General features: G+C 58.2%; 10 protein-coding genes and 1 tRNA gene. 6 read left to right on the top strand and 5 right to left on the bottom strand.

Annotation, left to right across the window (positions count from 1 at the left end; translation table 11 throughout):
• Nucleotides 1-108: 108 nt before the first annotated feature.
• The 3 genes from VMJ32_10160 to VMJ32_10150 form a co-directional block, all read right to left on the bottom strand.
• Nucleotides 109-612 carry a hypothetical protein gene (locus VMJ32_10160; protein HTQ39383.1) on the bottom strand — a complete coding sequence of 168 codons (504 nt, stop codon included), beginning with the start codon at nt 610-612 and terminating at the stop codon, nt 109-111.
• A 170-nt stretch (nt 613-782) separates the two neighbouring features.
• Nucleotides 783-998, bottom strand: coding sequence for a hypothetical protein (locus tag VMJ32_10155; GenBank protein ID HTQ39382.1), 216 nt, complete (start codon nt 996-998; stop codon nt 783-785).
• Nucleotides 999-1,083: 85 nt separating this feature from the next.
• The gene (locus tag VMJ32_10150; GenBank protein HTQ39381.1) at nt 1,084-2,574 is read right to left on the bottom strand and encodes a hypothetical protein; all 1,491 of its coding nucleotides are present in this window, start codon (nt 2,572-2,574) and stop codon (nt 1,084-1,086) included.
• 36 nt (nt 2,575-2,610) lie between these two features.
• Between VMJ32_10150 and VMJ32_10145 the strand changes: the two genes are divergently transcribed.
• The 6 genes from VMJ32_10145 to VMJ32_10120 all read left to right on the top strand — a co-directional run bounded on the left by VMJ32_10145 (nt 2,611) and on the right by VMJ32_10120 (nt 10,547).
• Nucleotides 2,611-3,129 (top strand): hypothetical protein, encoded by a 519-nt coding sequence (locus VMJ32_10145; protein HTQ39380.1) that lies wholly within the window; start codon nt 2,611-2,613, stop codon nt 3,127-3,129.
• A 694-nt stretch (nt 3,130-3,823) separates the two neighbouring features.
• On the top strand, nt 3,824-4,618 hold the full coding sequence (locus VMJ32_10140; protein HTQ39379.1) for a hypothetical protein: 795 nt from the start codon (nt 3,824-3,826) through the stop codon (nt 4,616-4,618).
• A 92-nt stretch (nt 4,619-4,710) separates the two neighbouring features.
• The gene (locus VMJ32_10135; protein ID HTQ39378.1) at nt 4,711-5,682 is read left to right on the top strand and encodes a MoxR family ATPase; all 972 of its coding nucleotides are present in this window, start codon (nt 4,711-4,713) and stop codon (nt 5,680-5,682) included.
• Between the two features lie 150 nt (nt 5,683-5,832).
• Nucleotides 5,833-7,143 (top strand): DUF58 domain-containing protein, encoded by a 1,311-nt coding sequence (locus VMJ32_10130; GenBank protein HTQ39377.1) that lies wholly within the window; start codon nt 5,833-5,835, stop codon nt 7,141-7,143.
• 88 nt (nt 7,144-7,231) lie between these two features.
• The gene (locus tag VMJ32_10125) at nt 7,232-9,256 is read left to right on the top strand and encodes a DUF4129 domain-containing protein (protein ID HTQ39376.1); all 2,025 of its coding nucleotides are present in this window, start codon (nt 7,232-7,234) and stop codon (nt 9,254-9,256) included.
• 205 nt (nt 9,257-9,461) lie between these two features.
• Nucleotides 9,462-10,547 carry an alpha/beta hydrolase-fold protein gene (locus tag VMJ32_10120; GenBank protein HTQ39375.1) on the top strand — a complete coding sequence of 362 codons (1,086 nt, stop codon included), beginning with the start codon at nt 9,462-9,464 and terminating at the stop codon, nt 10,545-10,547.
• A 180-nt stretch (nt 10,548-10,727) separates the two neighbouring features.
• Here the strand turns inward: VMJ32_10120 and VMJ32_10115 are convergent, their stop codons facing one another.
• Both VMJ32_10115 and VMJ32_10110 read right to left on the bottom strand, forming a co-directional pair.
• The gene (locus VMJ32_10115) at nt 10,728-12,578 is read right to left on the bottom strand and encodes a hypothetical protein (GenBank protein HTQ39374.1); all 1,851 of its coding nucleotides are present in this window, start codon (nt 12,576-12,578) and stop codon (nt 10,728-10,730) included.
• Between the two features lie 322 nt (nt 12,579-12,900).
• Nucleotides 12,901-12,974 (bottom strand) — tRNA-Ile (locus VMJ32_10110).
• Nucleotides 12,975-13,084 lie beyond the last annotated feature (110 nt).

The raw sequence follows: 13,084 nt of genomic DNA, 5'->3' as shown, positions 1-13,084 counted from the left end.
ATTAAAACCAGCCAGCTTGAGCACGGACGATTTGGCCTAATGGCCTTCTTAGCGGCAATTGCCGCGGAAGGAGGCCAAGATGGCGAATCGACTCAAGATGGCCACGGTTCAATCAATACTAACATTGCACGAGCGCGGCTGCCGCCGGGACAATGTGCCCATCCACGCCGCCACATCAATCCGGGCAGCCGCCGTCTCGGCCGGGCCCGCGTGTTGGTCTTCGACCAACAGCTGTTGCCAGGCGCCTGTGGGTTTGTCCTGCCGATCAATTCGCTCAATTGTGAACCCCCGGATCCTTCGGGCATAGGGGGACAGCAGATCCTGTTTGTTTAGCCGGCTGCCGACGCGCCGCCCGGCACGGACCTGGCGGATCGCAAATTGTGCTAACGGGGTGGGATACGCCACAGCCTGTTTGCCCCGGCGCACCAGTTGTGCGAACGCGCAGTAAGCGTTGGCGATCACCTCCTGGATCAATTCTTCCCGGGCTTCGGCCCGCCGGTCACGGAAGGCGATCCCAGCCTGCCGGCGAATCTGAGGCAGCATGGCCAAAAACTGGTCCTGAACAAATACGGATCGATGATCAGCGGAACTGGCTTTTAATGGTGCAATCATGGGAACGACTCCTCTTTGTGAAGGAGGACCGCCCCGCGGGGCGGTCCTGTTGGTAAAAACAGAACCGCCCCAGCACCGCGCCGGGGCGTTAACTCAGAGAAAGCAATTGCGTGCTGGGAAAGCGCGCTATGCAGACTAAAACGGTCGGCTTCGGCACTCGGTAGATAGAGCTACCGATCATGCGGAAGCTGGCAATTAGCAGACTGGTCATCAGTGGCTCCGGGAAGCTCGTCGGATGGAGATGTTGGCTTTCGTTGCTGCTGGTCGAGTGAGGCGGCCACCGCTTGAGCCACGATTTCCAAGGCACGATACAGCGGCGTTCCGATGGGAACTGGTACGGTGTGGGTCGGCGCGATGCTGCTACTTTTCTTGGTCTTCGAGAACATGTTCGTCGCTCCTTTTTGTGCGCATGAAAAAACCCCGGTGGAAAACCACCGGGGTTCGTGAGGGAACAATGATTGACAAATCGAACTACAGGGCCGGCCGCTCATATCCGGTCCGCGGCTCGAAGCGATACCGCGGATTCTTACTGCGCCGCAGTTTGGTGAGATCCGGCGGCGGCTCGAACACGGGCACGTAGGGGCTGGACAAGCCCGCCGACAGCATGCGTTGGTGCAGCTTCAAGGCATCACCGACCACCGGTTCGGAAGGCTTTTCCGGCAAGCGGTCTGCGATTTCACGCAGGGACATCTTTGGATTCTCCGTGGCGATCGCCACGGCCCGAAAACGAATTCGTTCGCGCAAGACAGGTTCGAACAGATCCAGCGTGCACCGCTTGGTTAGCAGCCCATGCAGGTCGGGAGCCAACGGAACATCCCGGAAGTCGCCAGCCAGATTTATTTCCACAAGGGCCCGCGGCAATAAATTGCCGCCGTCGCACATCCGCACCATGTAGACATGGAACTGTGGTACCAGCAGCCGGAGCAAATCACCGAACTCTGGTGAGTCGATGGCCAGCCGCTGAAACTGCTGTTCCAGGTGCTCTTGGAGGACCACCGGGGACTCCGGCAAGACGAGCCGCCGTGCCTGGAGCCGGTCCAAGGCGGACCGTTCTTTGGCCAACGCCAATTTCTTGGCATCTATTTCGGCTAGCTTATCTGCGAAATCAGAACGCGGACCGTACGCGGCGATCGCCGCGAGCAGGTTGCTTCGTTCCTCTTCCAGCTTCAGCTCGGCTCGCTGCAGTTGCTGCCAGCGAGCGCCCGGATCTCCCACGGTCTGCCGGTGGGCAATCTGGACCAGTTCGGCGAACTGCTCCTGCAAACCTTCGAGCTGCCGAAGCTCACCGGTGATGATCTCGACGGTCTTTGTGGCTGCGAATTCACCATTGAAACCGACCGAGTTCCAGCAGTGCCATTCCCGGGAGCCGGAACACATCAGGTTTTCCGTGACGCCGTTGCCACCCCACACGGCGTGCCAGCCACAGTACCAACAGTGGGCATGTTGGCCCGGGAAACGGGTGCGTTTGCGGGGGACGTGCCGCCGCGAATCAGAGCCGTTGCCGTCGCGGCGGCGATAATTCTGATTTTTTTCGTCCAACAGTGCGTTGACTTCGTCGAGTTCCGCGATGTCCACGTGGGCCAGATGCGGACATTCACGGAACTTTGGCCCCGTCGGATTTTTAACGGGTACGCGGCGGCCGGTCTCGTGATGTTTCACCGTGTGCTTGAAGCCACGACCCGGAAAGCCGCCCAAGAGTCGGTTTTGGTAAAACTCTCGAACGTCGCTGCCGAACCACTTCTTTCGTCGGGCGTAGGGACCGCGCTCGAACCCGACGCGATTAAAGTAATCAGCGACCGCTGAGCAGTTAAGTGTCTCGCGCAGTAGCCGCAGGCCTTCCTGGATGTGATGAGTAGCGTTTTCATCCCTTAGCCACTGATCATATGTTTTGGCAGCATCAGAAACTATATAGCCTGCAATCTCCCGTGCCATCGTTCCGCCGAACTTTACAAAGCGATTCATTAACTTCTTTTTGAGGCGTTTCGATGTATGGGAATTATGCCCGACATGATCGCGGCAAGCCGAAAGGGCGTCCTCTTCCCACGTCTCCTCATCGGTGTCAATACAATCGTTTGGCGAAATCGCGCGAACGCCATGATCGTATGCCACGCCCAACAAGCGAACTGCCTCCACACCCCGGACCAGCCGACCCAAATCCTCAACGATCAGCAAGTCGAGTTCTCGCGTCCGAAGTTGTGCCTCGATTTGAACGAGTTCGGGGCGGTCAAGGGCCTCACCCTTGCCTTTAGTAGCGATTACGCGATACTCGACCGGACCATCGTACAACTCGGCCACGACCTCCTTGGCGTGGTCAATCTGATCGTCAAGGGACATTTCCTTTTGGTTTTGGCAGCCACTAATGCGGGCTACAATACCGACTACCAGAGTATGGCCGTTGCGCGGCGTGAGCTTGCCATCAGATTGGATAGACATTGGACTAACCTCCCGAGCGGCTGCGTGTGCATCCGTCCGGGAAGGTGGGCAGTCCCATTGCAGTTAACTACGCTATGGCCTTAAGTCATAGTGAGTTATGTTCCCGCCAGAGCATGAAAGTCCTCGGCCGAGAACTCCACGCTCCGCGAGATTGCCTGCAACAGCAATGACTGCCCGGAGAGCTCAATAGGAAATGTGCATCGCCGCTCGCCCCGATTGAGGTGGAACTCGTTTGGTCACTACCGCCCTGCGCTCGGTCGCCGCCCAGGCGACCGTGCTCGGTTGCTGGTTCAAATCCTTTCGCCCCGATTGAGGTGGAACTCGTTTGGTCACTACCGCACTGCGCTCGGTCGCCGCCCAGGCGACCGTGCTCGGTTGCTGGTTCAAATCCTTTCGCCCCGACTGAGATGGGAGGCGGATTGCACCTCGCGTGTTCCAGTCGGGGCCAGGCCCGTTGAAGATGAGGACGCAATATAGGATGGCAATCGGCCGCAAATCCCTGTGGCGCAGAGCATTCGAGAAATTTGAATGCCCAGCCGGCTGGAAGCCCGTTTTAGTTTCCGGATTGCGTTTTCCCCCCACTGATTACCTACCTCGGAAAAATAATCTTGCATATCCGAGAAACCATGTTAGGATGCGAGTATTGTAACAATGCGCGGCTGGAACCCGCGCACTGTTAATTACAGGACGGCAGACGGAGGCAACAGAGATGAGACAGCGTATTGGTTCGTATTGCGCTTTTGCGCAATCATATTCTATTTGTGCTACCCGGCGCTGGGTGGCTGTTGGAATCGCTGTTCTGGCGACGGTTGGAATTCCTGGTTTAGCCCGCGCATCGTCCATTAGCTTTGCGCAGTTTTCCGAAGCCAGCCCGGGCGGAAATTTGTTCGCCTACCTCGACAACGGAAGCGGCAATGATGCGCAATTCGGCACCAGCACTGGAGGGCCACTTGGCGCCGCAATTCCAGTCAGTTTCACGTATTTAACCGTCGCCGGTCCGATGCCGCTCGATTTGCAAGGCAACCAAAATGCCACATTGAGCATGACCTCCAGCACCAAAACAATTTCCACGGTGCTGGGCGGCGTGGTGGGCAGCCAGCCGATCACCGGCGCGGGAACCGTGACCGACACCATCAGCATTATTCGCAGCACGCCAGCCAATGAAGGATCGGGTAGTCGCACCAATTTGTTGACTGTCACATTCACCGGGCAGATGATCGGCGTCATGGAGGGTCGCACGCCGCAAGTCAGCGCCGATACCCTGTTGAGCGGCAACTCCGTTACTTACAGCTCCGATTTTCTCACGTTTAGCCCTAGCGCGGAGCGAGATTTTTCGCTGACGTTCAGTTCGTGGACGAACACTGGCAATGGAAATGGATTGGAACAAGCAGCGGATTTGTTTTTTGCCGGGGCGCTGGCCAGTGGCACCGGCACCTTTGACGGCGCCGCCACGGTGCCCGAGCCGGCTGCTATGACCCTGGGCGCTATTGCCGCCGTGATGCTTGTACTGAGCGCCAGACACTTGACGGGGCAAAGAAAAGCCCTGGCGAAATGCCGCGTGAAGGCCAAATAGCCGGTTTCTTGCTGCAGCGGCCACGATTACAATGAGTGGGTCTTGTTAGCACGCCATTCGGCGTCGGGAACCACTTACTGGCAGGCCGCAGCATGGTCGAAGTCGCCACAACGGCCAAAAAAATTATCGCCAACGTCGAGCAGGCGATCGTCGGCAAGCGGCAGCAAATTGTGCTGGCCCTGGTGGCTTGGTTTTCCGAAGGGCACATTCTGCTGGAAGACGTGCCGGGCGTGGCCAAAACCATGTTGGCCCGGGCGCTGGCGGCGAGCGTGGGCTGCACGTTCAAACGCATTCAGTGCACGCCCGATTTGTTGCCGACCGACGTGACGGGCGTGTCGGTGTTCAACCAGAAATCGACGGAATTTGAATTCCGGCCAGGGCCGATTTTCGCGCAATTGGTGCTGGCCGACGAAATCAATCGCGCCACGCCCCGCACACAGGCCGCGTTGCTGGAAGCGATGGCCGAAAGCCGCGTGACGGTGGATGGTGTTACGCACGCGCTGACGCCGCCGTTTTTGGTCATCGGCACGCAGAACCCCATCGATCACGAAGGGACGTTTCCGCTGCCGGAGGCGCAACTGGATCGCTTTTTGATGCGGTTCAGCCTGGGTTACCCGACGCCGGAGGAAGAACTGAAAATGCTGGACATGCTGCGGCAAGTGCATCCGCTTTCGCAATTGAAAGCGGTGGTATCGGCCGAAGAAGTGATCGCCTGCCAGCAGGCCATACGGCAAATTCACGTGGACGAGAAAGTGCGGCGGTACATTGTGGAAATCATTCAGCGCACGCGACAGAACGAAGATTTGGCGCTGGGAGCCAGTCCGCGGGCATCGTTGGCAGTGTTTCGCGCTTCGCAAGCGATGGCCGCCATGTTGGGGCGGAATTTCGTTCAGCCCGATGACATTAAGCGCGTGGCCACGGCCATTTTGGTGCATCGTGTGATTTTGCGGCCGGAAAGCCGGCTGCGAAAAATTACGGCGGCGAAGGTCATCGAGGAAACCATCAGCGAAACGCCCGTGCCAACGATGCAAGCACCGACGGGACGGGCGGTGTTTGAACCGTGAGAGGGACAAATGACGAATGCCCAAGCACCAATGACCAATGAAAGCATCCGTCATTGGTCATTGGGATTTGGTCATTGGTCATTCATGAGAAGCATTCGTCCTTCGTCATTCCCAACTTTGCGTCGTCATATCTTTGCGGCTGGATAATCCATGCGTTGGTTTGCTGGCGCCATTTTGATTTTGCTTTTCTCACTGGCCTTCGGCCTGGGCCTGCTGGCGTATGCCATGTACGCGCTTGTGGGCATAATGCTTGCCAGCCGGGTGTTAAGCCGCGTGTGGATTGAAAGCCTGGCGGCGCAGCGGGAATGCAATCGGCTGTCGGCCAGCATTGGCGACCGGGTGGCGGTGAACATCAACGTGCAAAACCGGGGGGTGCTGCCGATTGCGTGGCTGTTGATGGAAGATTTGCTGCCCATCGCGGCGCTCATCTACAAGCCGCCGAATTTGGGCGTCGAAGGCCGGCGCATTCAACTGCTGATGCTGCGCAGCCGCGGCAAAGGCATTTTACTGTACACGCTGCAGTGCAATCGGCGGGGATATTATCAGATTGGGCCGCTGGTGATGGAAACGGGCGATTTGTTCGGGCTGCATCGGCGATATCGGGTGGCGACGGAGCCGCATTTTTTGCTGGTGCACCCACAGGTGATTCCACTTTCGGGCTACGACATTGCCTCGCGGCGGCCGATTGGCGAAATTCGCTTGCAGCATCGGCTGTACGAAGATCCCACGCGCATTGGCGGCGTGCGGAGGTATGAGGCGGGCGACCCGCTGAACCGCGTGCATTGGCGGGCGACGGCGCGCACGGGCGTATTGCACAGCAAGGTGTACGAAGCGTCGACGATTGCCGGGGCGACGCTGCTGTTGGATTTTCATCAGGCGTCGTATGCGGCGAAGGATGAGCCGTATCGTTCGGAATTGGCCATTACGGCGGCGGCTTCGCTGGCCAATGCGGTGTATGAAATGGGGCAGCAAATCGGGCTGATTAGCAATGGGCGCGATGCGGCGGACCGTATTCGGCAGGAAGGATGGCGCAGCGACGATTACCGCACGCGCAGCGCCGCTCGCATAGCCGCCGGCATGCGGGAAAAGAGCGATCGGCTGCAGCCGCTGGTGATTCCCACGCGGCGTGGGCCGGAGCAATTGATGCAAATTTTGCAAACGCTGGCTCGGGCCGAATTAACGGATGGGTTCGATTTCGCCCATCTGGTTGCGGAAACGATTAGTCGGATGCCGCGCGATGCCACCGTAGTGGCGATTTTGCCCACGGCCAGCGAAGCAACCATTTTGGCGCTGCAAATGCTGCACAAGCGCGGCTACGCCGTAACCGCGATTTTGAATTTTTACGACGATTATGAATTCGGCATTGCCGCCGCCACACTCACGGCCAGCGGCATTAGCGTACAACATTTGCAGAATGAAGCGTCTGTGACCGACGTGTGTCGGCAAATGGCGTTGAGGTGAAGTTTAAGTTGATTTTTGAGCCCAAGCCGACGCCTTGGGCGTCGATCAATCGACGGCAAAGCCGTCGGCTTGGAAAGTTTGGGTAACCATGTCTCGTCGATTAAAACCAACGCTGATGGATTACGTGGTGATTGCCATCAATCCGGCGCTCATCATGGTGCTGATCGGCAGCCTGGTGTATTTCTTGCTGGAGATGTTCTATCAGGGGAAGTATCCGGAGCGGCTGCATTTTTGCCTGACGCTGTTTATTTTTGCGGCGGTGCTGATCGCCCGCATTTCGATGGAAGAAGGTTGGGAACGGGCAGCCCCATTCGGGGCGGCGCTGGCGATTGCCATCGCGCTGGCGATGCACCAGTTTGTGACGTTCGAGGGAACCCAATGGGCGACGATCGGCTGGATGATTAACTACACGCTGATCGGCATCATTTGGTGGTGCGCGATTCAACTGACGTGGGACTGCACGCTGATTGACGAAACGCAGGATGCTTCCGGCGAAGGCTTGTTGCAGACCGTGGGTTTAGATCGAGAGGCATCGAAAAGCGCCGACGGAAAATCGGAAGCAGATAATTCGGCGAACGAAGATACAAAGCCGAGACCGGCGGTCGCGCAGCCCGGACCACAAAAAGAAATCGACGCTAAAACCGAACACCAGGATTTTGCCGACGACATGGGATGGTCGACGCAGAAAAGACTCGCGAAAGAGTCAGCGAAGAAGGAGGTGAAGCCGGCTGCAAAATCCGACGACGGGGAAAAGTCGTGGTGGGGTAAATTCTTGGAACGGCGCCGCCGGCCGCATGCGCCGGGGGTGTGGGTGGTGTATTTCTCGCTGGCGGCGCTGCCGATTTTCGGGTTTGGGCAGGCGTTCATTCCCACGACGAACCCGGGCAGCCGACGGTATTCGTTTGTGCTGTTGTGCGTGTACGTGGCCGCGGGATTGGGCCTGTTGATGACGACCAGCTTTTTGGGATTGCGGCGGTACTTGCGGCAGCGGCGGTTGGAAATGCCGCTGCCCATGGCCGGCACGTGGCTGGCAACGGGCACGGTGTTAATCGCGGCTCTGTTGGTGCTGACGATGTTGCTGCCGCGGCCGAATGCGGAGTACGCCATTTCGCAATTGCCGCCGGCAATGGGTTCGACAGAGCACAACTCATCGCCAGTGTCGGTCGGAAACGAAGGAACGCTGGACGAACAGGCGAAAAACGCCAGCGGCCAGCGCAGCCGGCCAGACAAAGAACTCGCAGCTTCGGATCAAAATCAAAAGGGTTCGGGCACAGGCAACGCCGGCGAAAATCAATCGGGCGCGCCGGCGACGGGGAAATCGGATCAAGGGGGCGGCAAGTCGGGGGATGAAAAGGGGGGCGAATCGCAAGCGGGCAAGTCGGAAAGTGGCAACGGCGAGAAGGGCGAATCCAAGGGCAACCAAGCCTCGGACTCCGGCGGCGAGAAGGGGAGCACTTCGCAGAACGGTTCACAGACGAAGCAATCGCAAAATCAGCAGCAGGAGAATGCGGGCCCATCGAAAGGGGAAGCGGCCCAATCACAGGGAGAAACTTCGCAGCCGGAAATACCGCAAGGGCCCGATTTATCGCTCGTGAGCGAAAATATCGCCGCGCTATTGAAATGGGTGTTTTACGCCGTTGTGATTGGCTTGGCCCTGGTATGGGTCTGGAAACATTGGGAACAAGTGTTGGGCTGGTTGCAAGAATTTTTGAACGGTTGGCGGAATTTGTGGGGTTTGCTGGGCCGGCGCGAGCGGGAGCCCAAGGACGTTGTTCCGCCGACGCCGCGGCACCAATCGTTTTACGATTACGCCGATCCGTTTGCCACCGGCGCGGCGGGGCAATTTTCGCCAACGGAATTGGTGCGATATTCGTTCGAAGCGTTTGAAGCCTGGGCCCGCGACAACGGCTGGCCGCGGGAGGCCGATCAAACGGCTTACGAATTCACGCGGCAAGTGGGCGCGAAAGCGGAGGCCATCGCCAAACCGGCGCGGGCATTGGCCGAGTTGTACAGCCGGGCCGCGTACGCACCGGGCACGCTGCCGGCTGCGAGTGTGGAACATTTGCGGGCCCTATGGCAAGCGATGCGCGAACGACAGCCGGTCGGGTTTTGAGGTAAGGGCACGCAGAGCGAGCATGGAAGATCACAGAGCCACCGATGAACACGGATCAAGCGGTTGAACACAGATCGGCGAGGAGATCGGTTTCCAGTGGTCTGGAAAGACCACGCTGCGTCTTGTTTCAATCCGTCTGGTTCATGATTACAATCCGGGAGCTGGGCAACAGCGTAAGTTGGCATACTGAAATGGGGAGCGAGTCATGAAAGCGGTGCGATTGTGTCTGGTGGCAATGCTGTTATTTGGAATCTGCACGCAGGCGTTTGCAGCGGGGGAGGACGACCATTATCAATTGGGGCCCGATTCGTTGGCTCAAGATGGCGTGCCGAAGGGAAAGTTGGTTGGGCCGTTGAAGTTGCCCAGCGAAGTGTTTCCGGGCACCAGCCACACGTACTGGGTGTACGTGCCGGCGCAGTACGATCCGGCGAAGCCTGCGAGCTTGATGATTTTTAACGACGGGCAGGCGTTTATCGACATGCAGGGCAACGTGCGGGCGCCCAACGTGCTGGACAACTTAATTTTCCGCCGTGAATTACCGGTGATGATTGCGGTGTTCATCAATCCCGGTCACACGCCGGAGCAACCGGAACCGACGCCGAAAGAATGGGGGGACCGCAACACCAATCGTCCGGTGGAATACAACTCACTAGATGACAAATATCCGCGGGTGATTGTGGATGAGCTGCTGCCGGTGTTGTACAAGGATTACAACATTTCGCACGATGCCGAACAGCACGGCATAGGCGGGGCCAGTTCCGGGGGCATTGCCGCGTTCACTGTGGCGTGGGAGCGGCCGGACGATTTCCGCAAGGTCATCACCATTGTGGGCAGCTTTACCGATTTGCGCGGGCCGGGGAGCGGCAGCACGTATGCGGATAAGGTTATGGAAAGCGAGAAGAAACCGATCCGGATTTTTATGCAAGATGGCCGCAACGACTTGCGGGGCGTGCGGCGTGATGGTGGCGGAAGCTACGATCAAAAGCGCGATTGGTTTTATCAAAATGTGCGGTTGGCCGACGCGTTGACGAAAAAAGGATACGACTTAAATTACGCCTGGGGCATTGGCTTGCACGGACAGAAGCAAGGCGGAGCCATTTTGCCTGATATGCTGCGCTGGCTGTGGCGCGATCATGCCGTCTCGACCGATCCGGGGGACAAAGTGGAGCGGTCGTTCCATCAAGCGCTGGGCGATGCGGCCGCGGATTCATCGGGAACCCAACCCGATTCGACCTCCAAGGCAGATTCGGCCGCTACAAAACCCGATTCGGCTGCGCCAGGTGGAAAGTAAAAATGAAAGCGACCAGGAGACAAACTGCGCTCGAAGTCGGAAATCAGGCGCAGCACCAACGCCGAGCTGCAATTTAGAGCGCATCCCACGAACGTGTTGCGGCCCCGGCCGCTGTCCACAGCGGCCGGGGCCGCTACATGGTTGATTGGCCAAATTAGGCGACGACCGAGAATCAACGCCCTACTGTGGATAAGGGCCGTCGAACACTTTGGTGTTGGAAGGATCTAGAAAGCGAATGGAGTAGGGGATGGCGGCTTTGGTCAACCAACCGGCGTTGGGACCACGGATGATGTATCCTCCGGCCCAAATGTAACTGTCCAGGCCACGAAAATATAACTCAGCGCAATAAGGCGGGGTATTGTTTTCCAAGCCCGGCGGCCAGGCATGGCCATGGAAATAGCATTCCGGCCAGAATTCCGGCTGGGCCGAGGGGTTTAATCCGTCAAAGATTTGCAGTTTCAGCTGGTCCCCCGTCGGCTGCGCAAACACAGCGACGGAATGGCCGCCGGTTTCGCAAGACCAGCGCACGTTGCCAAAACCAATGCGGCCGGAGTTGCGGAAAATAGCGCCGATCATGTCGGTGGCTCGAACGCAATCTAACTTTTTGTGCTCCAGAGCGTCACGGAGGGTCAGGGTGACCCCGTATTCGGCCGGCATGCGATAGAAGGTATTCGTCCAACGGCAAGCGTCTTCCATGGCTTGGAGATTGGTTTCGTCGGGCTGGATGCTATCGGCGGCCTTGAGGAGTTCCGGCTGAAAGCGGTCGCCCCATTCCAAGCCCGCGAAGGAATGGCCACGATACATCAGCACGCTGAGCAATTCCTGCTCCTTGGCGTGCGGATTCAGAGCGTCAAATTTTTTGAGCACGGCGCATAAATCGTCGGTGGTGTCGGCGTGGGCGGCACGGAACAGCATATTGATTAAATAACTGTGCTCGTAAGGAAGACGGGCGGCAGCATCCCAGGCTTGACGATTGTCGGGAGACAGGACCGCTTGCAATTTGAGATAGGTTTCGCGCACGCCGGGCGTGACCCACAACGAGCCGGGCGTGAGATGATCGCCGGTGGCGACCTCGATGTTGCGGTCCTCGGGAAGCGAGAAGAGCCGCTCGGCCTGGCGTTCCACTTCGTAATAATTGGCTTTGCCGTTCAGGCTGAGCACGCCCGCTGGAAACTGGCTGATGGTGGCGTTGGGATCGTATTTGCGACCCAGCGCCTCGGAGGCTTCAAACAGCGTGGCGCAGCGTTTTTGGAATTCCAGGGCCGCCAATTGATTTTCGGCCAAAAAGCCGAGCCAGCGATGCAAATCGTCCAATGTAAATGCGGCCGAGGCCAACTCGCCGGCCCAATGCTGAGTGGCGGGCAGATCTTTCGCGGCCACCGCGTGATTTAATTCGGCCATGCAGTGAGACGGCCAATCGTCGGCGCCGGTAAATTCGACAGGGCGCAGTTGAGCGGGCCAAGTGGACCACTTACTGGCCAGCTCCCAAAACTGCTGCGATTGTTCGGCCAATTCGTGCGCACCTTCCTCGGCCGGCCGATTGATGGTGGCCTGGTTTTCCAAATAGGTTTTTAAGCGGCCTTGGTGCCATGCAAAATCTTGCTGTGGGGACTTAACATCTTGACGGTCGAAAAAATAGAGCGTGGAGAGCGAGGTGCCGGGGCCGCCGTCTAAATCACCCGGCGAGTTCGGAACGACATCGCCGACATCGCCGGCGTTCACCATCGGCACGCAACTGGGGCCCTTGGGATCGCGGCTACCCAACAGCACCGGCCGGCTGGAATGCATGCACTGGGTGACGAGTGCCGCCAACTCCGCCAGCGGCTCGCCGGGCTGCTTCTCGGCCGACGTGAACACGAGGGAATGTGAGGCCGCTTTGGCGATACTGTCCGACGGAGTCTGTCCCGGCCCGCGCAGCAACAATGCCAATATGATGAGGGACAGAACAACGATTAGAATGCTCGACCACCAAGATTTCGTGTCAATCTTAGACGCAATGGCCTGGGCACTATTAGCGGGGCGCGAACTCATTGATGCCTCTTTCTGTATTCCGCCTGTGTTACATTAACACACCTAGTCCATGATAATCTTACCTTTACCTACTGAATACACCCGCCGAGGAGGGAAAAGACTGCATTTTGCGGTAAAAACGCACGGCAAGCCGCGGGAAAAGACACGGCAGCCCGGTTGTTAAACATCGCCGGCCGCTATAAGTTCCGCACGGACGGTGGGCGAAGCCAGCCCTTCATTCCTAGATAGGGCGGGAGAGATTTGTATGGCTTACTGAAGACGGTCCATGGACGCGGGCCGAGCGGAAGTGTTGGACGGAGTTCGCGCTGCCATTGGCAACAAATAGGCCCGGAGGGATTCGAACCCCCGACCAAGGGATTATGAGTCCCCTGCTCTAACCAACTGAGCTACGGGCCCGCGAGATCGCTGCCGCGCAACACCGTGCCGGTGGACAAGCATGAGTGCGCAGCGGCAATCGAACTCTCACAAATATAGTGGCTCGAACGTGGCGGGCACAGTTGCCGCGA

This window comes from Pirellulales bacterium, assembly GCA_035499655.1.
In the GTDB taxonomy this organism is placed as follows: Bacteria; Planctomycetota; Planctomycetia; order Pirellulales; family JADZDJ01; genus DATJYL01.
The sequence above is the reverse complement of the archived record's forward strand: the minus strand, read 5'-3'. Positions and strand labels throughout refer to the sequence as shown.